This is a genomic window from Pedobacter aquatilis (assembly GCF_032678405.1).
GTDB lineage: Bacteria > Bacteroidota > Bacteroidia > Sphingobacteriales > Sphingobacteriaceae > Pedobacter > Pedobacter aquatilis_A.
On record NZ_JAVTSJ010000001.1, the window covers coordinates 871,535 to 896,549 of the forward strand.

14 protein-coding genes and 1 pseudogene are annotated in these 25,015 nt (G+C 41.5%); all 15 read right to left on the reverse strand.

Translation table 11 applies throughout. From position 1 onward, the window contains the following. Positions 1 to 64: 64 nt before the first annotated feature. Positions 65 to 1,150, reverse strand: a complete 1,086-nt coding sequence (locus tag R2R71_RS03650) for a Gfo/Idh/MocA family oxidoreductase (RefSeq protein ID WP_316829887.1) — start codon at positions 1,148 to 1,150, stop codon at positions 65 to 67. A gap of 135 nt (positions 1,151 to 1,285) precedes the next feature. Continuing rightward, positions 1,286 to 3,790, reverse strand: a complete 2,505-nt coding sequence (locus R2R71_RS03655) for an L-rhamnose mutarotase (RefSeq protein ID WP_316829888.1) — start codon at positions 3,788 to 3,790, stop codon at positions 1,286 to 1,288. 3 nt (positions 3,791 to 3,793) lie between these two features. Beyond that, positions 3,794 to 4,693, reverse strand: a complete 900-nt coding sequence (locus R2R71_RS03660; RefSeq protein ID WP_316829889.1) for a sugar phosphate isomerase/epimerase family protein — start codon at positions 4,691 to 4,693, stop codon at positions 3,794 to 3,796. A gap of 1 nt (position 4,694) precedes the next feature. Further along, on the reverse strand, positions 4,695 to 6,332 hold the full coding sequence (locus tag R2R71_RS03665) for an acetylxylan esterase (protein ID WP_316829890.1): 1,638 nt from the start codon (positions 6,330 to 6,332) through the stop codon (positions 4,695 to 4,697). Next, complete coding sequence (locus tag R2R71_RS03670; RefSeq protein WP_316829891.1) at positions 6,286 to 6,579, reverse strand: GIY-YIG nuclease family protein; 294 nt, start codon at positions 6,577 to 6,579, stop codon at positions 6,286 to 6,288. Before R2R71_RS03670 ends, R2R71_RS03665 begins: the two co-directional genes overlap by 47 nt. Before the next feature lie 239 nt (positions 6,580 to 6,818). Then, positions 6,819 to 7,955 carry a sialidase family protein gene (locus R2R71_RS03675; RefSeq protein WP_316829892.1) on the reverse strand — a complete coding sequence of 379 codons (1,137 nt, stop codon included), beginning with the start codon at positions 7,953 to 7,955 and terminating at the stop codon, positions 6,819 to 6,821. A 140-nt stretch (positions 7,956 to 8,095) separates the two neighbouring features. Next, complete coding sequence (locus tag R2R71_RS03680) at positions 8,096 to 8,761, reverse strand: DUF3826 domain-containing protein (RefSeq protein ID WP_316829893.1); 666 nt, start codon at positions 8,759 to 8,761, stop codon at positions 8,096 to 8,098. Positions 8,762 to 9,000: 239 nt separating this feature from the next. Beyond that, positions 9,001 to 11,739, reverse strand: a complete 2,739-nt coding sequence (locus R2R71_RS03685; RefSeq protein WP_316829894.1) for an alpha-L-rhamnosidase — start codon at positions 11,737 to 11,739, stop codon at positions 9,001 to 9,003. A gap of 262 nt (positions 11,740 to 12,001) precedes the next feature. Then, positions 12,002 to 14,776 (reverse strand): glycoside hydrolase family 2 protein, encoded by a 2,775-nt coding sequence (locus R2R71_RS03690; protein WP_316829895.1) that lies wholly within the window; start codon positions 14,774 to 14,776, stop codon positions 12,002 to 12,004. Beyond that, positions 14,776 to 16,134, reverse strand: a complete 1,359-nt coding sequence (locus R2R71_RS03695; RefSeq protein ID WP_316829896.1) for a sialate O-acetylesterase — start codon at positions 16,132 to 16,134, stop codon at positions 14,776 to 14,778. The genes R2R71_RS03690 and R2R71_RS03695 overlap by 1 nt, the downstream gene beginning before the upstream one ends. A gap of 241 nt (positions 16,135 to 16,375) precedes the next feature. Next, on the reverse strand, positions 16,376 to 18,208 hold the full coding sequence (locus tag R2R71_RS03700) for a six-hairpin glycosidase (RefSeq protein ID WP_316829897.1): 1,833 nt from the start codon (positions 18,206 to 18,208) through the stop codon (positions 16,376 to 16,378). A 264-nt stretch (positions 18,209 to 18,472) separates the two neighbouring features. After that, a complete protein-coding gene (locus R2R71_RS03705; RefSeq protein WP_316829898.1) occupies positions 18,473 to 19,363 on the reverse strand; it encodes a glycoside hydrolase family 43 protein in 891 nt (296 codons plus the stop codon). Positions 19,364 to 19,727: 364 nt separating this feature from the next. Then, on the reverse strand, positions 19,728 to 21,128 hold the full coding sequence (locus tag R2R71_RS03710; RefSeq protein WP_316829899.1) for a glycoside hydrolase family 140 protein: 1,401 nt from the start codon (positions 21,126 to 21,128) through the stop codon (positions 19,728 to 19,730). Positions 21,129 to 21,131: 3 nt separating this feature from the next. After that, a complete protein-coding gene (locus R2R71_RS03715) occupies positions 21,132 to 24,284 on the reverse strand; it encodes a DUF6298 domain-containing protein (RefSeq protein ID WP_316829900.1) in 3,153 nt (1,050 codons plus the stop codon). Between the two features lie 346 nt (positions 24,285 to 24,630). Continuing rightward, positions 24,631 to 24,939, reverse strand: a pseudogene (locus R2R71_RS03720) (GIY-YIG nuclease family protein); the annotation flags it as partial. Positions 24,940 to 25,015: the final 76 nt, after the last annotated feature.

The following is a 25,015-nucleotide window of genomic DNA, read 5'->3' on the forward strand; positions in this document are numbered from 1 at the left end:
CTATTATAAAAATAAATTCCCTTTCCCGTGTCCTCTGTGTTTCCGTGGCGGTTTTTATCGAAAGCTATAATCCTATAGATTCTCGTGTAATATTATTTGCTTTTAAAATATCATCAACCTTCACGGGTAAACCTGTCTCCATTGATTTATCCATAGCTTGTAAAAGCGCTACGGTGCCAATACCTTCTTTCAAATCAGGGTATGCGGTAAATTTGTTATTAATACTATCCGCGAAATAGTCCAGGTAGTTCTGGTATTCACCAGCATGGTGGCTCTGCCCCTCAAAACGGAAATAGTGTTTTAAAGTCGAATCGCCCCAGGTGATAATCTTTTCCTCCCCGGTTTTTGTAGTAACCGAGTAACGCAATTCATGGTAATCGGCCTGGCTGGCGCCTTCTGTTCCACGCAAAATGCAGCTCATTCCACTATCCCGGCTTGCTGGCTGCGTAGGCCCGGTATAAGCGCCACTTACGCGGGCAATTCTGCCATCCTTAGCCTTGAATATGAAGTGCATGGTGTCCTGGTTTTTCAATCCTGCTTTTAAGCCGTTACTGCTCAACATCCCGTAGCCCATCACCTCTTCAATATCGGGCATGTACCAACGTATAAAATCCACAGGATGGCTCAATCCGCCATACAGCCACTTAAAAGATTGTTTTAGCGACCAGCCCTTTTCCAGAAACCATCGGTGATCAGCATGGTAATAACTTTCAATGGTAATTAATTCACCTATCAATCCTTTGTCGAAATCTTTACGCTGGCGCATAGCCGGCTCAAAAAAACGAGAGCTTTGCCCTACAAAAATTTTCTTTCTTGATTTCTTCGCCAGTTCAAGCAGCTCATTCGCCTGACTTAAATCATCAATAAATGGTTTGGTACATACCACATGTTTGCCGTGTAACAAAGCCAGTTTGATGTGCTCAAAATGCAGGTGATCTGGCGTATAAATCGCAATCATATCGATTTTATCACTGGTGAGCATATCCTCATAATTAGTTGTCCAGTTCTGAAAATCAAATTCCAAAGCCCTTTCCTCACAAAGCTTTTTATTGGCATCGCAAATCTGGATGAGCTTAAACTTTCTGCTGGTTAATGAGGCAGAAATTGTACTTCTTCCCTCTCCTAAACCTAAAATTCCTAATCTTAACATATTTATATTTAGCGTTGTATTATTAATAATATTTTCGTCATTGCGAAGCTGGATTCGAGCGAGCTAAAGCAATCTCTTTTATTAACTTCTTATAAAATTAGATTGCTTCGTCGTTCCTCCTCGCAATGACGGGCATTATTCAATAGGCTTAAAAAACACCCACACTTCTCCCGGTTTTGTGCCTTCTATTCCCTCCTGGTATTTTTTCATAATGGCATTCCATTCATCTACCCGCGGATTATTCTCCATAGTTTTTGGATTCAGGTCATCCAGCTTCTTTCCTTTCGGAATACTGATGATCAGCATTAATTGCCTGTCTTTTTTAAAAATCACGAGCCGCTGAAATTCGGCATTGCAAAACCCCCTTGAGATTTCAGGCCACCGCTCAAACTGAGTTTTATGATACTCCAGGTACTCGTGTTGCATCTTTTCATCCTTGACTAAACTGGCAGATAAAATGATATTGTCCCATACTGCTACGGGCTTATCACCGCAGTTTTTTGCCCGTGTAAAATCGTAAAACAGATCATCATACAGCTTAATTTCTTTGGCATTCAGGCGCTTCAAAGTCTGTTGAAGGCTTTCAACCTTTAATGTTGAAGTATAAAATACCAATCGGTTATTCCACTTATAAATGTCACCGGGCAGAAGATTATTTTCTTCCGCAAATTTTTCCAGGACTTTATCACCGGGCAGGTTTTTATCATCAAAAACCAGTTCAAATACTACCGATTTGTCTTCTGCCTGATTAATTCCACGCTGGGAATGCGGCGCTTTCTCCTGCAGTAAATAACGGTAAGCAGGTGTTAAACCGGCTTTCAGCTTTATGCTGTCAGCAACTCCCGGACCGTTATTTTCCCACAAGTTATCCGGCCCGTTGGCATTTTGCAGATATTTTTGAGATGGTGTCCAGTTGTTTTTGATGGTGAAGTAAGATGATCCTTCATCGGTATATAAATAAAACCAATGTTCCGGCAAATGGGCAAAAGGTGCCTTGTAAATGCTATCTACTACATTCTCTGTAATGAATGATGCCGGTTGGGCAGACAAAGTATAAATACCGGCAACATCGTACATGTGTTTTCCATAGTGATGGATTTTGTTACCATTGATGGTATTATTCTTCATCGCATTTTTGCTTTTGGTCCACCCCCAGCCCATGCTGATCCCTGAATAAGCAACATCACTAATCTCGTTATGCAAAATTCTGATCCCCTGAACATAACCTGCACCAATTCCAACCGCACCCCAATCTTCATTGGTTACGTCCGTAATGAAGTTATTTTCGATGCGATCATTGGTACAAATTTCACGTTTATCAGAGGGGTTATAAGGTAAATGTACTTCCGTCGCCTCATCAGAAAAAGTTCCGGTCAATACCGCAGCTCCTCCAATATCCTTAAACAAATTACCTTTAACCACATTATCGGATGTACCCTTTTTCAAATCCAGTCCGGTAGAGGCCAGGTGTAAAAAGCGGCAATTTTCAAACGTTGTTTGGCTTGCATAAGATACTTCTATCGCCGATGCCGGCCGTCCAACCCAGGCCTGGTTCTCCAATGAAGCTTTATCAGGTGTCCCAGCCTTGTCTAATTTATACGCATCAAGCATGTACATTCCTGCCTGGTGCGGAACATGTCCTTGTTTTGATGGTCGCAACCAGGTTGAATGCTCAAATGATATATTCCTGAAAGCGATAAAAGAGATTGGCTGATCTATCGTTCCTTCAATTTTCACCAGATTTTCAATAGCGGGAGCAATAACCTCAGCATGAAGCATATTTTCTGATGCCCTCGGCCAGTAATACAATTTATGGTTGATCAAATCCTCAAACCATTCTCCCGGTTCGTTTAAAAACTGAATGGCATTGGTTAGATAAAAAGCTGAATTACCTGTTTTATCCGAAATCCAGGGTGCTGGCCAGGGATGCTCTGACTGAATTCTGCTTTCAGGCTGCATAAAAGATAACTCGGCACTTTGTCCAACAACTTTCACGGATTTTACACGAAGATTAGCAATGGCCCACCATTGATGGATAAGCATCTCCATGCCTTTGATATGGGCTAAATCGATGTTTTTCTGAAGTGGAATTCTGCAGGTTTGTTTTTGATTATCCCATGATAAAATCCGGCCCATTAAAGCTCCGTTGTAATTTTTCGCACGTGTGGCTTTATTTCCGTTTACCCAAAGCTGACGAAACTGCAAATCACTTCCATCAAAATTGGGCACATCTGTAACCCATACTTTCCCTATGGCTTCTTTTGGTAATCCCTGTATGGCATGGGCCGGCTTTTTCCAGCCTCCAATCTGAACACCTCCACTTAAAACCACTCTATCAGCGCCAATAATTTCGGTCGGGCTATCCTTTGTACCCGAGTCTTCCGGACGAAGTACAAGGGGCTCGTGCAATTGGTAAACACCTTTACCAACATGAATTTTGATGCCGCCTTTGATGGATTCATCTTGCAACCTTCTTAATTCTCTCGCTTTGCGAATGGCTGAATGAAGTGTAGCCAAAGGTTTTTCCTTCGAACCCGGGTTATTATCCGAACCGTTTACTGCAACGTAAATATCAGCTGCACCTGCTTTCAAGCACAACAAACTGCATATGATCAAAATGATTACACGAATCTGTTTCATAAGTTACCGGGCTTGAAAGACTGATTTAAGGTAGCTTGTATTTGCACTGAAATTATACTTAACATTGGTTGGTTGTGCCGCATCCCTACTCCGCTCTACCACTAACCAACCGCTCCAACCCATCTCATCAAGGGTTTGCTTCACTTTTATCAGATCAATTTTCGGATCATGCTGCAACCAAACCCCATCTTCGTTTGTTGCATGGATCTGTATGATGTTTTTTCTACCAAGAATACGCAACTCTTCACTTAAATCCCGTCCGTTCTTTACCGCATTCGAGAAGTTGAAATAGCTCTTCACATTTCTGGAACCTATTTCTTTAAGTAACTGAAGCTCGCCACGGGCATCCAGCGAAGTTTCTATCCCGATAACTACACCCGCCTTTGAAGCCATTTTACCGGCCACCTTTAAACGTTCGACAATCGGAGTTCTCAGTTCCGGATTTTTTACCAAATCACCCTGAACACCTAATGGCAAAAATGCCACTTTAATATTCATCGCTTTTGCAGTATCTAAACAATCCTGAATCATTTTTTGATAGGTAGGCCTTGTAGCAAAAGATTGCGCATAAAAACCAGTCATGGCCAAAGCACAAAATTCCAGGTTCAATTCTTTTGCTTTTTCCAGATATTCCTGCAGGATTTTTGGATCTGCGAGTTTATTATCAAAAGTTTCCCTGTTTCCCAAACCACCCATATCCAGCTCCAGTCCGTCCGCGCCAATTTCCTTCGCTAATGGTAAAGCACTTATCTTTTGCCTTTTCAAAATCATCAAATCAATAACGGCAATCTTATATTTGCTTTTTGGAACTGCCGCCATCAAAATATCCGGCAACGCTAAAGTGCCTGTTAATAATGCCATTTGTGCTAAGAATGTCCTTCTGTTTTGCTCAGTTGGTTTCATACTAGTTATCGCCTTTTATTGGAAACAGTTTTTCCAGGTTCTCAAATCCCATTACCGCATTTTTAGGCAGCTTCTCACCCTTGTCACCAAACACATATAGTGCATTTTCTTTCTCAATCGTTACTTTACCCTCATCGTATTGATCGGTCTTATCTTTCACCGCAGTTGCATTGAGCTTGAAGTTTTTGATTAAGAAATCATAAAGGGCTATTCGTTTATTAATTCCAAAATCATGTTTTTCATCAGGCAAGTGAACATTTTCTACTTTGCCCTGAACGCCATAATAACCGTACATTTTTTGCAGGTATGGAAAATCATGTTGGGGTGTGTGAGCAGTCCAGTCGCCTCCATCAGATACCAACAACATCGGACGGGGTGCAGCCATTGCTGCAAGCTCCACATTATCGGTACCGCCACCGCATTGGTGGATTGGCATTCCGCTTTCGCAAGGGCATCCGCCATAAAAATAGGATGACATGGCTACAACAGATGCGCTAAGCTTAATCCGGTCATCCATGGCCGTCATCAGAATCGAATGACTGCCTGCACCCGACCCCCCGCTAATGCCAATTCTGGTGGTATCTGTTTCTTTCAACGAAGTGAAATAATCCAGAATCCTGATGCCTCCTAAAGTTTGAACCGTTTGAGCCAGGCTACGGCGGTGATCCTCATATTTAAACTGAAGCATCGACTCTCCCCATGCAAACAAATCGTAACTAAAGGCCATCGCACCCATTCTGGCAATCATTGCACAGCGGATCTGGCAATCAGCCCTGTAACGTTGTTTCTCCCAATGGCCGTCAGGACTTAAAACCAGCGGGATTTTACCCTTTGCATTTAATGGTTTGTATAAAGAGCCGTTGATCCAGACACCAGGAAGAATTTCTAAAGCGATGTTTTCAACAGAATAACCATCAAAAATCCGTTTTGCCGTTACGATTGGCTTTGAATTGACCTTCGCAGGCATTGGTGATAACATCAATGCTTCATATAACGCTGGTTTGATTTCTGCTTTACGTTTTTCCCAACTCGCTTTATCGTGGTATTTAGTTGCCAGGCTATCTAAATATGCCCAGCCATCCTGAACTTCCCAGCGGTAATATTCGTACTCTTTAAGCTTATAAACACCTGGTTTTTCTTTATTCACCTTCATATCCAGCGGCATCAGCACATTAGTCAGTGTTTCATCCAGGTTGCTGCGAAAACGCCATTCTGCGTAGTTCACCCATTTATCCTTTACCTGGGCATCAGTGTATTTGATCTGAACCTTAAAACGGGATTGGATTTCTTTTAAAACATCAACCAGAGGCTTTTTATAAAGATTGTCGGTGTTTTGTATTTGGGCATGAAGGTTGTTTTGGGATAAAAAACTGACAAGAAGTGAAATAGCCAGGTAAATCAACACCCTGCCCGTCATTGCGAAGCCTGATGTGTGCGAGCTGAAGCAATCTGACTTACCTAAAAGAGATTGCTTCGTGCCTCGCAATGACGACCATTTTAACGTCATTGCGAGGCCGGGTTTGTGTGAGCCGAAGCAATCTAATACCGATAATTTAGACTCAATTATTTCACGCTTCGACGACGAAAAAGACTTAGTCCAATGTTTCAAATAAATCATTCCAATCAGGATTAAATTCATTAATCAATTTTAATTTCGCTACTCTGCTGCCTCCTTTTATTCTTTTTTCTTCTGCAATTGCTTCTTCAATGCTCCAGAAAAAGTTATGATAAACCAGCTTGTGGCATTTATATTTTGAGGTAAAACTTGTAGGGTAATGATTATTGATGTGCTCATAAATTCTACTTCTTAAGTCGGAGGTCACTCCAACATATAAAACAGTATGATTTTTACTGGTCATGATATAAACATATCCTCCTCGTTCCATATTTTAGTTTCCTTTTAAGAGATTGCTTCGTCGTACCTCCTCGCAATGACGACCTCTACTTATAGTTACTACAGGATTCGGTGAACTGAAGCAATCTGACTTTTCTAGCATAGATTGCTTTCCCGAAAAGTCGGGACAGGGTATTCTTCGAAATGATGAAGTACCGAGGGATAGCCTCGATAAATCCGTCATTGCGAGGCTGGGTTTGTGTGAGCCGAAGCAATCTATATTTAAAATTCTCATGGCTCTTCGTTTTTAGTCTCAGTAATCACCGGAGCAGTATAGCCTTTTAATTTTGGCCATGTCCCGTTCTCTATCTTCTTCAGTTTCAATTTAGATGGATCAACTACAACATGCCTGATTTTCTCCCTCCTCCAGGTATAAATGAAGTGAAGCATACCATCTGCTGTTTGAATCACTGCGGGATAAGAATACTGGCTGATCGGAGAATCCTCCAGAATAAGTGCCGCAGACCATTCTTTTCCATCATTTGAAACCGCAACATTCAATGGTGTTCTGGGTCCTTTAGCAAGATCACCCGGAGGCAAAACATGGTTGTAAACCAACACGTGACGACCATCTTTCATCGTTACCGCGTCCGTTCCTGAATTATTGTTCGGCAAAGATGTTTTGGTCAATGCAGACCAGGTTTCACCATTATCTTCAGACCACGATTCTACGATTGCCCTGTTCGCAGTTCTGGCCAAAATCTGAAGCTTCCCATTACCATGCTGTAAAATACTCGGTTGAATGGCTTTGATTCCATTCTCTTGCAATGGTCCCACAGTACGCCAGGTTTTACCGTTATCTTTAGTTACCTCAAAATGAATCTTCCAGCCATTCCCCTCTTTACTTGATGGCGCAAACAGATTTCCATTGCTTAATAAAACAGGTTTGTTTTTTACTGGTCCGATATAACCGTCGGGTAGTTTCGTTGCATCCGACCAGGTTTTACCACCATCCTTCGAACTCCTCATCATTCCCCACCACTCAGATGGTTTTGGGCCGATTTTGTAAAACAACAACAATTCACCTCCCGGAACCTGGTACAGAACCGGATTCCATGTCGGTAACCGTTTACCATCAGCCTGAATACCGTTAGCTACGGAAACCGGCGCTAACCATTTTCCATCAACAAAACGACTGATATAGATCTCTACGTCGGGATTCCGTTCCTTAGTGCCCCCAAAAAATGAAGCTACCAATCCGGTTGGGGTTTCAGCTATTGTTGCCGAATGGCAGGATGGAAAGGAAGCCTTATCGTACAGAAATTCCTGCTTTACGATTCCTTTTTGCCATTTTTCAACCTGGGCTTTAGCGGTAAGTGCAATTGCAAAAACCATTGCCAATGTGATGTATATTTTTTGTTTTAACATAAATATTTTTGCTTCCTTCATTACTTTAATCCTGCCGTCATTCCCAGCCTGACTGGGAATCTTAATGCGTTCACAACACATTCCCTTTTGCTTTAAGATTCCCGCCTTCGCGGGAATGACGCACCATGAATAGCGGTTTACTACTGTTTCTGTGCCGCTTTCTCTTCTTTTATCTTTTTCGTATAAGCACTGTAAAGTGCTCTCCAGCTGCGTCCGTTGTTATTCAGCATCTGCTCCGATTTAGTCTTATAAATCTCAAAAATTGCTGAAATCTCTTTCATGTTTTTATAATCCACCGCCTGCTCACGCGCTTGCTTCAGAAAAGCCAGGATTTTTGCCTCCTCATCGGAAGTTAAATCCGGAACGATGGCCTTGTAACCTTTCATAGTAAAAGCGACCTTTCCAATTGTATATTGATCTAAAATAGTTTCTACCTGCTCCGGAGACAAATTCTGAGTTAACCCAGCCATTAAGGCCTGATGAACTGAAGATGGCATCGCTGAATCAGCAATAATCTGTTTATCCAGATCATTTAATTTATTGCCCGTAACCGGGTTAATCCCATCCGGAACAGTTGATGAAGGATGGTCGTTATGCCAATCCTTTACCGTAGTTAAATGGATGGCAATAACCTGCTCAACAGCTGTCTTCTTCGAAGCATCAGTTAAATTCAATACCGCAACAAATGCTTTTGCTCTGGTAAGGATTTCTTCAGGCACCACAATATCTTTTGTTTGACTGAATCCGTTTACTGCACTGAGCAGCATGGTCAGTAACATAAATGGTTTTAAAAATTTTTTCATCATTTAGCTTTATTTTCAATATCCGCTCGTCATTTCGACCGCAGTGGAGAAATCTTTTAATGCAGGTAAAAAGATTCCTCGGTTGCGTTGCACTTCACTCGAAATGACGATATATTCTTAATTCCTATTCCTTTTAGTTCGCTGCGTCATTCCCAGCTTGACTGGGAATCTTAATGCATTCGCGATACATTTTTCTTTGCTTTAAGATTCCCGCCTGCGCGGGAATGACGACTACTTTATCATTATTTTTTCCCTACCACAAACTCATAATCGCCCGATCCAATCTCATAAATCACCCGGCCATTCTCCATTTTTACAAATTTTAGTTCCTTAATTGATTTCAACTTTTCCGAAACCTCATTTCTATTCCCTGCCGGAACATAAACCACCGCGCTTGCATTAGCCGGAACCGTAATGTTCCACTTAAATTCTTTCGCTGTTTTAGTATAGCTGCTTTTAATCAATCCATAAACTGAATGATAGCTTGCATTTACACTATTCAAACCATTAATCATTTCAGGCTTCATCATGATCTTCTTAAACGCAGCACTTTCTGATTTAATCCCTGCAAGATTTTCATAGTACCAGATCAGCAAATCACCCAACATCATCACATGGTTCTGTGAATTCATTTTTTGGTCGGCTGTATTTCCGTTCCATAATTCCCAAATGGTGGTGGCACCTTGATCAACCATATAACCCCAACCCGGATATGTCTTTTGCGTGGCAACTGTATAGGCCAGATCAGGTCGTCCATAGTCATTCAGGCACCGCATAAGCCATTGTATACCGACTAAACCATTACTCAAATGTCCCTTATTCGTTACCTCAACGGTGTAAGTAATATTTTTAAAAACAGTTTCTGCTTTATCCTTTGGAACCATACCGAAATACAGCGGAATAATATTATCTGTCAAGGCATTCGAGGCATAATATCCTTTATCGTTATAGAATTTTTTGTTGAATGCTTCTTTAATTTTATCGCCTAAAAGTTCAAAGTCCTTCTTATCTGCGTCGTTTCCACTAACTTTTGCAAAATCGATCATCAAGCGGGTAAAGTGGTAGTAGTAGGCCGTTGAGAGTAATTCAGAAGGATATTTTTTATCAGCACTTTTACCACGACCTTCCTCAATCGTTGCAGGAGGCATACACCAATCGCCATAGCTATCTTTGGTCAGGATATAATCTTTCATATAGCGGTCCTGCATATAAGCCAGCCATTTTTTCATTGCCGGATAATTATCGCGGATGGCATTTACATCATCGGTTTGTTTGTAAAGCATTTCGGCAACAAGTAGCATAGCTCCAGGCCAGGTCATATTATCGCTGTAATAACGCCAGAATGCAGGAGCAACATCCGGAATAGCACCATCTTCTTTCTGTGCATTTCTAATATCCGTTAACCATTTCGCATAAAACCTGCCGTTATCGAACAGGAAACTTTCACCATAAGCCACCGCTCCACGATCGCCAAGCCATGGCATACGCTCATTCCGTTGCGGACAATCAATTGGAATTCCTTTATAATTTCCCGCAATCCCCCACCACGCATTCTTGAAAATCTGGTTCGTTAAAGCATCTGAGGTTTCAAATGTGCCGACAGTTTTAATGTTGTCATAAATCATTTTGCCTGTAAAATCATTTACAGATGGTTGATAGGCATAACCACTGAGTTCAACATACCTAAAGCCACGGTAAGTAAAAGTAGGGTCCCAGGTTTCTGTTTCTCCACCCTTTAAAGTGTATAAATCGGTACATTTAGCATTGCGAAGATTGGCTGTAAACAGCTCCCCGTTATCCTGTAATGATTCTGCAAACCGCAGCTTAATTTGCTTGCCTTTGCTGCCTTTCACTCTTATCTGCAGCCAGCCCACCATATTTTGCCCCATATCGAGGATGTATCGTCCATCAGCTAATCTCTTAACAGAAACAGGTTTTAAGGTATTCATCACCCGCATATTCTCATTCATCTGTGCTTCCATGGTTCCGCCTGGTTCCTGCACAAACTCTGCTTTGGCCCACTTGCTGTCATCAAAACCTGTATTATTCCATCCGGTGACTTCTTTTGTTGCATCATATTCCTCCCCATCATACTCATTACTTGCCCGTATCGGACCATCAGTAGTGCCTTTCCAGCTATCATCGGTATCAATGTTCGCCGAAGTACCGTCAGTATAAACGATATTAATATTCATCAGCATTTTCGGAAAGCCGAAGGTTTTGATCTTATATGGTTTTTCATTCTGGCGCATGGCGAAAAAACGACCACTCCCTAAAACCGTACCCACCGCATTTTTACCTTTCTGCAGATAGGCCTTTACGTCATAAGTATTGTATTTTACATTTTTAGTATAGTCTGTTGCAGAAGGCGATAAAACATCTTCTCCCACTTTTTTACCATTGATGTAAAGCTGATACAAACCTAAACCGATGATTGAAGCCGTTGCTGACTTAATTTCCTTTACACTTTGAAATTCTTTTCTGAAGTATCTTGCAGATAAGCGTGAATCCGTCTTGATATTATCCCATGGAAATGCTCTGTCAAAACCAATCCAGCCTTTAGGCCAGTCTTTATAGTTCAGCAAGCCCATCGAAAAGGAGTTTACCGCCGACCAGTCACTCTCTCCTGCACTCGTCCACACTTTAACTTTCCAAAAAGCTTTGTCCCTGCTGTTAAGCGCTTTTCCATCATAAGTAACATGAATAGAAGCGTTTGAATTTACTTTTTCCGAATCCCATAAATCAGCCTCGCCTGCACGTAGTTTTTCCGCTGATGAAGCCACAATGATCCGATAGGCATTCTGCATTACATTTCTTTCTCTGGCTACAATCTGCCAGGCCAGCCGTGGTTTCCTGACATCAATCCCCAAAGGATTCTCCAGCATCTCGCACGTAGTATGTTGCAGGGAGATTTGCGCCACCAATTTTGTAAGGGGTAGCAAACAAATGCTGATGATTAATATGCAGATTTTAATATTCATTTAATAATTCTATTCTCCCGCTGATTTCACAGATTACCGCAGAAACCATTTCTATCTGCGTGAATCACCTTAAATCTGCGGGCCATTTTTTTCATTGTTTTATAATTCTTTCATTCGTCATTGCGAGGCTGGATTCGTGCGAGCCGAAGCAATCTCTCTTTATGACTCTCCCGCTGATTTCGCAGATTACCGCAGAAACCATTTCTATCTGCGTAAATCATCTTAAATCTGCGGGCCATTCTTCTCTTTATTTTGTAAAAACCTATTTCCCGCTAAAATAAAAATACAACACCATATCCAACGCCCGGCTCTGGTCTTTATCAAAATCGTAAAACACATGCTTCATACCCATTGGGCCTGTTGTTTCCGGTTTCTGGGTTTTCGTCCCGATTGCTGAGATTCCATTCATAAATGAAATATCGCCGTTCGGAAAAGTCGGACTCAAATTATCATACTCTGTATCTTTCGATTTCTTTGGTGTAAACAACCTCAGGAACACATCTTCCCGATCGGTAACAACCTTAAATGATTGCTGCTTACCTATAAATTCCGTCCAGTAAATATTAGAATAATATCCTTTGAACTCCGGATACTGCCATCCTGGTTCTCCTGTTGCCGAATCATTGTAATCCTTATTCCAGATCCCAAACTGCGTTCCCTTCATTCTGTTTTTCCAAACACGGTAAGGACCATTACCTTTATAATTTACCGACTTCATCTCCGACTCCGGATAAGAGAAATTCAATCCGACAAAAGTGGTGAAGTAAGCAGAAGGGAAATACTTCACTTCCATTTTCAACCATCCGGATGGATAGACTGTCCATTGCAGCGTATTAAAACTTTCCTTTTTATTAAATGTGGATGAAATCACCAGGTTATTGCCATCCATTCTGGCGGTGAAATTCTTAAAGTTATTTTCTCCTTCCTGCAATACGGGCCCATTCGAGAAAGGAATAACACCTTTCGAATTTTTAGCCTGAAGCAGTAGTCCTGTAACTTTATCAAAGGAGAGGTCGATACCATTTGCCGAAACCTCATAAGTTTTAGCATTTTCATTTAAAACTACTTTTGATGCTGCTGTTTTCACCACCAGTTTTTCTGCATCGTCTTTTGGCAAAGCAATCGGATAGCTCCAGGTAAACAATTCTTTTCCATCAGGCCCTTTGGCCGTTAAGTACAGGGCATCAAAGCTTCTCCAGTCTGCAGGCAAGTTAATTTTTAGTGTTCCTTTTTCTAAAGGTTTAATATCTGGGGCATCTGCTTTACCGGATTTGAAATCCGCATCCGCTCCGGCTTTAAGCCTTTTAATTTTCCATTCAAAACTGCATTGATTCAGGTTAGTGAAAGCATAACGGTTTTCCAGGATAAAAGTACCGTCGAAGCCAAGGGTCATTTCTCTTTTCTCTATGAAAACAGGACTCCACACCTCTTTAATGGTGAAGAAACTACCCTCTTTTTCATGATAAGGGCCAACAATCCCATCCGGACCATGGTTGCCATCTGTATCCAGTTCACCATTTTTATCCGTGCGTACCACGGCCTGGTCGGCAAAATCCCAAAGAAAGCCTCCCGCAGATTGTGGATTGTGCCACATGGCATTCCAATAATCTTCTATTCCTGCACCATGGCCACCATCCCACATCCCATGTAAAAATTCTGTAGGCATAACAATCTGATGTCCATGGTCATAATTACCGATTCCATAATTAAATTCCCGGTAATGTGTGGTTTCGAAACCGCCAAAAACTTCCCATGGATGTATCAATGGTCGTTTTTGTATATCTTCTTCCGGAAAAAGATGGTCTAGCTCCCGATTGTGTCCGCCTTCATTTCCATTGGCCCAAAAGATGATAGAAGGATGGTTTTCATCATTCTGGAACATCTCTTTCATTAGTTTCGTTCCGGTGACAGTGTTATAAGTTCCGTGCCAGCCAGCCAGTTCATCCATCACAAATAAACCGAGCGAATCGCATACATCCAGAAAGTGGCCATCAGGCGGGTAATGCGACATGCGAACAGCGTTCATATTCATCTCTTTCATCAGCAATACATCCGCTATACTGATTTTTTTACTGGTGGTACGCCCCGATGAAGGGTAGAAAGAATGCCGGTTAACGCCTTTGAATTTCATTTTTACACCATTGATGTAAACACCATCGCGTTCTTTAACTTCTATGGTTCTGAAACCGATTTTTTTAGAAATAGTATGGACGACCTTATTGGCCTGATATAAAGTAAAAGTTGCGGTGTGTAGATTTGGGAACTCTGATGACCATAATTTCGGCTTTGGTAATTTATAGCTGATCCGGTAATTTTTATCTCCACCCATCACGATTAAATCTGGTATAAACCCCAAAGCCTTTCCGTTTTTATCGGTTATTCTGGTTGCAATCCTGTCATAATCACCAGTTGAATTTACAATTGCAATAAATTCGCCATTTGCCTTTGCATCAATCTGAACCCTGTTAATATGATTTTCAGGTAATGCTTCCAGGTACACCGGGCGGAAAATACCACCAAAAATCCAGAAATCTGCTTTTCGCTCAGCATTGTTCACCGATTCATTGGCAGAATGTTTAGACACTTTTACTTCCAGCAAATTATCGTTACCCGGCTTAAGGAGCTTGGTAATATTGTATTTAAATACATAGAATGATCCCTGGTGAATTTCACCAGCCAATTTGCCGTTGATCTTCACTTCAGTATCCGTCATCGAGCCTTCGAAAACGATATTAATTTGCTTGTCTTTCCAACTCTCCGGAACCCTGAACGTATATTTATACAGTCCCTGCTCTTTTCCCTTGTTCTCTTCTTTATTGAAACCGTAATTGTATTTCCCAAAGCCTTGCAACTCCCAATTTGAAGGAACAGGAATGGTAGTCCACACGCCGGATTTTGCACCTGCAGTGCAAAAGAAATCCCAGTTTACGGTATCATCATTCCCGGTACCCGACAAGTACAATGTCTCTGTTTGTTGCGCCTTAACTACGCAAAACATCAGGAATAAACACCAGAAAAAAATTAAACTGCGTCTCATTAATTGGTTTTAAATTGTGTGGTTAAGGGATTATCTGTACGAAAAGGAAGTGCTGGTAAACCATTACTGTAAAAGTTACCTGTTGGATTTTCAGTCCAGTTATACCGAACAGCTACCGGCTGTTTCACTCCATCGGCTGATACCATCACCTTTCCATTCTTCACAACTGCATGCGCCTCTACAAATTTGCCGTCGCTTCCTGCAATCGTAAATCCCGAAAGCTCAGTGTTTACAGGTTTTAAATAATCGAAATCCAATATCACTTCACTATTCCTGAAAGCAACGGATTTGTAAACCGGACCTGAAAAACCAGTGATTTGTTTGTATGTTTTCCCCAATGCCAGCAAGGCCAATCTTCTGCCCACCTCCCATTTATAGGTTGGGTGTAAATCGCCACCATTATCGTTCAAATCTGAGGTGGAAATCATCGCCGTATTGGGCAGCCGCAGTAGCTGTTGTTGCGCCTCCCAAAAATTTGGTTCTGTATCAGCTGTCAAAACAACCTTATCACTTTTTTGCTTACTGTAATCAAATGGAGCAATTTGAACATAATAAAAAGGTAAATCCTGCTCTCCCCAGGTCTTACGCCAAAGATTGATCAGGGTTTTCAGCTTATAACTGTAAGAAATGGTTTCATTCAGGAAGCAGTTGGTTTCCCCCTGATACCATAAAAATCCACGGATTTTAAATTTTGTGAGTGGCTCAATCATCGGCGTATAAAACTTACCAGGATCATTGCCCACTTTTACATTTTTGAAATAAGGTTCTTGCGCAAATGCTTCTGGTGCAACCCAGGGCTCTATGGCACTTCCCGAAACGGATGAAGAAATTACACCTACAGGAATACCCAATTTTGCCTGAACTTCTTTCGCAAAGAAATAACCAACGGCAGAAAATGCCCTTAATGCCGAATCTTCAGCTACGGCCCAGCTTTTATGAATGGAATCGGGTTTACTTAATGTTTTGCGGTTAACCAGGAAAATCCTGATTTGCGTATTCTTTGCTTTCTCCACTTCATCAGACGGAAAGCCTAATTTTTCATTTTTAGGTTTAGGAATTTTAGCCAGCTTACGCATCTGGTACTCCATGTTCGACTGACCTGAACATACCCAGACTTCACCAACCAGAATATTATTTAACTCGATTTTATTTGAGCCGGTAATGGTCATGGTTTGTGGCTTTGCAGAAGTTCTAAGCGGACTTAACTCTACCGACCAGTTTCCATTTTGATTGGCTATCGTCGTTTTCTTTTGTCCCGCAAAACTCACTTCAACTTTTTCATTGGCTGCCGCAAATCCCCAGATATTAATGGGTTTATCCCGCTGCAACACCATGTTGCTGGATAAAATCTGCGGCAAAAGGACTTTAGCGTTGGCGGAAAATAAACATAATAGCAAAAGCGTGGCTACCAAGCTTACTTTGCGGAAACAAAAGCAGCCTAGCCACCATTTCGTCATTTCGAGCGGAGTGCAACGAAGCCGAGAAATCTTTGTAATTGGTGACAAAGATTCCTCCGCTACGGTCGGAATGACGAACAGTGTAGTAAACCATCCCACTAAAACCCTAAACGATAAACGTAAACCATTAAACCTTTCCATCCTAAAACCTCTTCGTTTTTAAATATTTTATCGAATAAACAGCTTCTTTTTTCTCCGCTTCTCCGGCGTTCTTCAAATCATATGTCTGATCGGCAGGCGTATCCACGTCCGGAAAGCGGCGAACATCGCCTGTACGGAAAACAATTCTGAAAACATCAGCTACAGGCTGAAAAGCCAGACTCGTTAAAACATCCTTACCATTCACCGTAATGGTATAAAAGCGTGTGTGCGCATCTAGTTTCAGCTTCATGTCGTACGTTTTTCCAGATTCATACTTCATGAAATTTTTATACCTGGCGCCTGCTTTAGCACTAATTGTTCCGGCAGTGTCGAACGTTAACCGAACCGTAGCCATTCCTTTTGCATCCTGAAGCTCAATTTCCAATAATCCGAAATCGTTTTGTTTTGGTGTAACAGAAAATGAAGTAACAATCTTAGGGGAAGCGGGGAAGATCCGTTCCGCTTTTGCATAATCAAATGGATCTTTGTCTTTTAAAGTTAAGGCACCATTTTCTACTTTCACAGATGCCCAAAGCGGACTATAAATATTCCACCACTCCAGTTCTTTACCTTTGGCCATAGTGCTAAAATCATCATTAACATGCTGAGTGGCCTGATCATTTACCGGAACAGGAACTGACGATACCCAGATGTCTTCTTTATTCATGCTGTAGGTTACCCATAGTTTACCATCTGCAGGTTTACCATTTCCTTCCTCAATTCCACGAACATACTGCGGACCATAAGACTTGTAATTGCCACCATATCGCATGGGTGTAATCTCTCCATTTACCAATAAAAGATTGGTGTATTCCAATCCATTTTTACTGGTCGAAATGGCTAGCGGCCAACGGTATTCTGAAGGATTGTAAACCGTAGCAAAATTCCCATCTGAAGTTTTCTGCCCCCAGATTTTAGCATTACTATTCACAAAACCTGGTGCACGGAATGCACTTTCCGGCCAGCTTTTGCCATTATCGGTACTGATTGCCGTAAGGGCATTTTTCCATAAACCAACCACTCTTCCATCAGGTAAGTGATAATAACTAAAGGCCTTATATTGCTTTTGCAAGGTAATTAACGGATCTTTACGGTCCGCTTCTTCATTCCACTGCTGGGTCATGAGCCTGTTTGCCAATAACTCATTACAAGCGGCTACGAAAGCTTTGTTTTTACTTTTGGTAAAATATGGATAGCGGGTGTTTTTCTCTGAATATCCCGGATTGTAATGAATGAAGTATATAGGGCCATACTTGCCATCGGCTTGAATTTCACGAACCGCACGGCCTATGCCATGGCCGTCATTAGGATCATCCTTTGCATCAAAACTAATGGCGTAAAATCCCAACACCAGGAATACATTTTTAGTAGAAACATAAAAGCCCATTCTTTGGTGCATCACGGCATCCAGATCTTTAGCTACATCGGTTCTACCCTCCTTTGTCGTTCCATCAGGAATCCGGTAAACAGGAAAAATTACCTCAGGTTTGGTCCAGGTATAACCATCTGCAGAAGATTGCAATAAAGTTTGCCCTGGCGGAATACTTTCACCTACCTTATCACTTAAATACTCTACATAAAATTTATTGTTCCAGTAGGCCAGCATTGGTGCATGGTTGTACGTCCAGCCAAAGCCTTCCGCCAGTTCTGGATGCTCCCGATTGGCCCTGAAAGTCTGAATACTATGCACGCCAATTACCGGTGAAAGTTGACCATGGGGATAGTCTGCGTTGACTAAAGTCTTACCGGTATAACGCACTGTATCTTGTGCTTGCAAGGTTTGTATCCCAACCGCAAAGAGCACTGTTAAACAAAGTATTTTAACTATTTTCATTTTCATTATTTACGCTTTGTCATTCTGACGAAGGAAGAATCTCTACGCTATTATTACTGACTTCAGCCGTTGCGTGTCGGTGAGTCAGATTTTCATCGCTTACAGATCCTTCGTACCTCAGGATGACAACAACTTTTTACGGTTTAACATCTTTCTTCAATTACTTTTATAATCGTCCCGTGTTTATGAACTCAGATTGCTTTGTCGTTCATCCTTTCGCTACGCGTAAACCTTACAGGTTTTAAAAACCTGTGAGGTTTGTAATTAATATTTCTTCAACCCCTCAATCACTTTCCTACTCACTTTTATAATCGTTCCGTGTTTATGGCCTTCAGGAATGGAAACCTGCGCCGTTACATCTTTAAAACTTTTAAAATCTGAAGTTTCGTAAGCAGAATAAACTTTCTGGCCATAAGCATCAAAGTAAATCAGCCACTTTTTACCCACTTTCACCACAGTTGGACCTTCGGTTAACTTCGGGCTAAAAGTTTCCGAAACATGTTGATATGGTCCTAAAGCATCCTTAGCAAAAGCTACTTTTAAATTCCGGTTCGGACGGGTATTATCTTTTAAAACCAATACATAATCCTTTGCCGCCCTTTTCACAATCACCGCATCAATTACACTAAAACCAGGGTCTAAAAACAGTTTCGTTTCCGAAAAAGACTTAAAGTCTTTTGTGGTGATGCTATACATCCGGTGATTGTTTTCTTCCTCTTCTACCCCTTTTTCAAAACGGAAAGGGATCGTGGATGCCCATATGATCACAAATTCCTTTTTCTCACTGTCGTAGAAAATCTCAGGGGCCCATACGTTTACCGTTTTAGGTTCCTTTTCCATTACCGGAAGAAACTTTTGATCGCTCCAGTGAATTAAATCTTTAGAACTGGCATAACCGAATCCCTTATCACCTTTCCAGCTACTGGTCCACACCAGATGAAAGGTGCCATCAGGACCTTGCACAATAGAAGGGTCGCGTAGTACCTTTTGCGTTCCAATTTCAGGTTTCAGCAAAACTTTATTCAAATCTGTCCAGTGGTAAGCATCATCGCTGTACAACATCCTTAACCCATCCGTTGCTGGTTCATGGAATGAGGTAAAGATGTAGGCCTGCTTCGAGCATGAAGTTAATCCGCAAAAAGCTAAGCCTATCATGACTAACCGAAAGGATGATATGAACTTTGATTTTAACATTTATCTTTCTTTTTTCCGTCATTCCCACGCAGGCGGGTATCTTAATGCAACCTGCTAATACTTTAGGATTCCCAATTTAATTAGGAATGACGACCTTATTATATCTTCGTACTCTCCTCGTTCAGCCTTCATTCCCGCGCAGGCGGGAAACTTAATGCAACCTGCTAACGCTTTAAGATTCCCAATTAAATTGGGAATGACGGCATTATTATCTCATCGTCCTCTCCTCTTTCTCCCGTCATTCCCGCGCAGGCGGGTATCTTAATGCAACCTGCTAATACTTTAGGATTCCCAATATAATTAGGAAATGACAGCATAATTTATTTTACACTTTATCCAATATCAATACCCAATCATTTCCGTTTGCAGGTTCCCCTGGTGGATTAAATTCTTTAATCCCTTTATTTTCAAACTCACCAATTAAGGTAACCTTCCCCGTACGCGGATCAAACCAGGATGCTTTTACCTCATCGCCATCAATTTTCCCCATCTGCACGCTAAAGTTTTTACCAGTGTAAGTGTAGAGCATGGCAAATTCTTCTCCTCTGGTTGCAATCACCCGTTCATATTTTTCACCGTTCTGACCTGCAACTAGTGTCTGGTCAGGTACACGGTCGAAGTAAGAGCGGGAAAGCATCAGGTCTTTAAGATACTGCATCTGCTTTGCTCCCGGCGCATTGATCGCGGTAATCCATTGCTCATGCGGACCATAAGCAGGTTTCTTATCCGTAAACTTATACATCTGCATCACCGAATTATGACCATAGGTGTAACCAAATGCACCTGCAAAAACCGACCAGTAACCGTAACGCCTTACATCGCTATCTTTCCATCGTGGCTGTGTCGTATCGTGTAAACCTTGCGGAATATCTTCATAAGAAGGCTCTCCATCAATGGTTGGCTTTGTTGGCTTTAGTTTATAATCGGCTTCGATGTATTTCCAGTTGTCTTCTCCATAATGTAATTTCTCTTTGGCTGAAGTATCCTGATCGTAACGGCGGTGACCTGATTGTACCATATCAAAATCACTCCATGCCGAATTATGAAACCATTGCGAAGAGGCTGTTCTTCCCCTCGGGTGAAAGGTAATCAAGTGGTTTGGATCGTTTGCACGTAAGGTTTCGCCAATGGCTTTCCACACATTTCCCTTATCATCACCACGGATATCGCCACCGTTTAACCAGATGATGTTCCATTTTTCTTTATATCTATCAGCAAGAAATTTTGCGTAAACCTTAGCCTGGGCTTCTTTTACCTTTCCTGTTTTTACATTGGTGCCCCAAACAGGTACGAGCGCCATATATAGTCCTTTTTCAGCTGCTTTATCTACGATATAATCTACATGATCCCAATAATCATAAGCCAGTGAATCCTTAGGATTGTTTCCGGCAGTAACCATGGGTTTCGATACATCGGCATGAACTACTGATGAATCCATATAAATATTTCTTGAAGGGACATCGTGCAGCAGCATCACCTGAATCACATTAAAACCCTTCTGTTTACGGTCTTCGAGATAGGTATTAGCCTCTTCTCTGGTTAAACGACCAAACAATAACCAACCTGTATCACCAAGCCAGAAAAAAGGTTTTCCATCACCGGTAGTCAAATATCTGCCGTTATCAGATACCAGCAGGCTTTTATCTCCGAAATGAGGTTTTTGTTTACAACCAAAAGCGGTAATAGCAAATATTGAGAAAAGATATATTTGATTTTTAAGCGTCATATTCTATATTTTATTGATGATAATTACTTCATCGCCCTTTCCAACTTTATTAATTTTTGCTACGGTATTTCCGTTTATTTTTTCTTCCTTAAGGATATTGCCTTTTTTGGAGTCCAATATTTTCACGCTGAATTTGCCAGCGTAATTAGTCAAATCAAGAGCGGCAGCTTCTGTTGAAGAATTGTACAGCAGATATGATTTCCCGACATTTTCCAATCCATAAACATGACCGTTTTTCCCTGCGGGAAGAAATGGTTTCATAGTTGAAATGGCACTCAATGTATTCTTATCAATATTTTGTGCATTGGATAAAGAACCACCTGCCATTAAAATTGCCCATCCGAAACTATCGTAACTATCGCCTGAATAAATCACCGCTTTTTCAGGAAACTTTGTTTTGTATTCCGAAACAGCATGATAAACTTCTTCAAACGATGTTTTTTTAGGTTTTAGCAAACGGGCATGCTGACGGGGAGCCAGGTTTAATCCTCCCTGGGGTGCATAAGCCTTTCCATCAGCCTGATAGTGCCAATATCTGATATCGATCAAGTCGACTACTTTTGCTCTTTTTTCATCAGCTAAAATCGCATCCTGAACGTCTTTGGTTACACTTAAACCTATAACAGGGTGCTTTCCAGTTTCCTTTTCCCATTCATCGATGGTATCAATCCAGAATTGAACGAAATGTAAAGGACCTGTAAATTCAGCTCCGATCAACTGGATTACCCCAGAGTTTCCGTCGAAATTCTCTAAACATTTGCGGATATAGGCTTTATGGATGGCCTTACGGTGTTCATTGGTAATATCGTAAAACTGCTCAGCCATAAAAATACGCTTATCACCTGCGTAAGGTACGGGTTCGGGGAATCCGGTATTGTTGATGTTGTTTGCCGTACGCCATGGAAAATCTGCATAATGTGCCCCCGCCTCGATAATATTGTGCTGAAAATAGTTTTCGTGAATCAATACCAAACCTTTCTGGTCTGCGAGATTGGCAAACTTTTTCAACCTGTCCCAATACCAAAGGTTATACTTCGTAATGTCGTATTTACTCAAACCATCCCATGCTTTATCCTGTCCGCTTCGGGCAAAAGGAAGTTCGTAAAATGGCGCCCACACTTCTCCATCCATACGGCGGATACGTTCGTGATCATCTCTTCTCCTGTCGTACCAGAGACCGTAATTATGATCGAGGATTTTAACCGAACCATTCTTCATCGAATCGGTTATCTCATCTAAGTTATCGGTTAAACCATTGCCCTCACGCCCGGGAACAAAACGCGTAGCATGGAATTTCGTATTTTTTAATCCATAAGGGCGTGCACTGCCGTTCCACCAGGGAACTTCCTGCCGGTTACCCAATTCAACTTCATTTCCGCGAACCAGCCAGCCATTTTTAATGCGCATTGCGGCTGCCAATTCCGGCGTAATAACTTTATCCAGCCCGATTTTATCAATGCTTTTAGCCTGACCATCCCCTAAAGGAATTTTGTTCCTTTCAGCTGCCGAATCGATAAATTCTGCAACTGTTAGTGCTGGTTTATAGGCGAGTTTAGTTAAACTCTGAGCTACATCAACCGGCGGGCTGCTCGATGCTTCCGTTTCTACAGGAAGTACAAAAGCACGTTTATCCGCCTCAGCGCCTATCCTATCCTTTAGCTGCGCATAATATAAACTTCTTGGCTGAATCTGTTCGTTCGACATATCCCAATAACCGTTACCCGTAAATTGTGACCATGTACCGAATGCCCAGTTCTGAGCTGTTGGCGGTTGTGGATTATCCACCCTCGCCGCACTGCACTGCCAGAAAACGCTGTTTGCCGCGCTCCAGCCAGCACCCTGACCATCCTGACCACGGTTTAAATAACTTAAAGCCTGTCCATCCACATTCACAATATCAAACAATACACCCGAGGCCCAGCTGTCGATGGTTCCGCTAAAACTGAAAGGTAAGTAAGATTGACACTGCACAAAAACATTAGGCCCTGGAGCACAAAACCCTACAGCAAAATCATGATAACCATATTCAGCATATAAACGCTGGAAAAGCGTTTGCTGACCGGTAGTAAAAAAGGTATTTCTCCTTTCGCCGCCGATTTCTGAGACCGGTTCAAGCGATTTACAATCCTCAACTGTTACTCTTTTGGCAGTTTCAAGCACATTAACAGCAGAACCTGCAAAGTGCTTAAATACAACCTGACGAACCCATGCATCCTGTACATTTTCTAAACAAATCGCTGTCCAACGATGGTATTCATCTTTAATATTTTCTTGATGATAATCTGATGCCAGGATCAGGTTTTCAACGCCTGTTTTTGCAATTCTTCCATTCCACTGGTATTTTGATATCGTTGCACTACCATATTTGCTATCCAAAGCAGTCGTGATTGGTGCATCAATCGTCAGTGTATTCCCCTTTACAGCAGTAATTTTTCTGTCCCAGCGAATATCCCTCGTTCCGGGTTTCCAGCCTAAAGCACTTTCACCACCGCCAAATTCAACCGTTTTAAGCGTTTCAATCCACTCTTTCGTAGAAGGACGGTTAATGATAATCTCATCGCCAACCTTAAAACCTGAAGCATTGGCTACAGAAATCTGATTTGCATTAACAGGTACGTAACTATCTGTGATAGCTATTGGTGCTTCTTCAATTCTGTTCTTTTTGCCGAGGATTCTGATTACACCAATGCGGTCTAACCCTGTAGCAAAAATCTTTGTTCCGTTATCACCTGTTCCACTGCCACGAAGTACAATACCAGATGCTGATAACTTCAAGGTTCCGCTTACTTCATAAGTTCCTTTTTCCAGTAAAACAGCACCACGCAGGCCATCTTTTCCAACAGGTAATTTTGCAATGTAATTAATGGCCGATTGAATCCTTAAAGTGGCATCACTTTTTGATACCGGTACAATTACTTTAATGGCCGCGTCAGGAATCGCCTGATCACCTGCCATATAACCAGCATAAGAAAAATCCGGAATGCGGTTCCCCAGTTCATCAGGGGTGTAAGCCATTTTACCTTCTTTGGTCCTAAAAATAGGCTTCGGTGGCTCAACAGGTTTTGCCTTCTGGGCAAATGAGAAGTTTGCAGCAAAAAGCAGCAATGCCATAATCGGCAATCCCTTGATTTTATATAGATGGTTAGTCTGTTGCATTTATTTGTTTATCATTACGAATGATTCATCTAGCATTAGTGTTGTCATGCTGAGGCACGAAGCATCTGTTTTTTTTACTTCTAGCCTTGCTAATGCAACGCAATTAATGATTGTGCTATTATTAAAGTTTTCTTTTCATCGCTTGCAGATTCTTCACTATGTTCAGAATGACAATAAACGTTTTGTCATGCTGAGGAACGAAGCATCTGTTTCTTTTTTACTTCTGGTCTTGCTAATGCACCGCCATTAATGACTGTGCTGTTATTAAAATTTCATTCTCATCGCTTACAGATTTACTTCGTAGCTGCTTCGCGGTCTTCGCAACGCTCAGAATGACATTAAGTATCTAATTTTCAACTATTTCATCATTCAAAAATCTCCAATCAGGATTCTCAATTGCGATCAGATCATTTTTCTTTTGTCTCTTCCAGCCTTTTATTTCTTTTTCTCTTTCAATGGCATGTTCAATAAACTGATGTCGCTCAAAGAAGACCAGATAATAACAGTTATACTTATAAGTGAATGCCGTTTTATTGTCTTTATTTTCTATGTGTTGTTTCAGTCTGATCTCCAAATCATTTGTAACTCCAGTGTATAAGACTGTTTTATTCTTATTTGTAAGGATGTAAACAAAGTAATTATGATCCATCTCATTATTTAAGTTTTCTTTTCATCACTTACAGGTTCTTCGCTGCGTTCAGAATGACAGTTAGCAGTTTGTCATGCTGAGG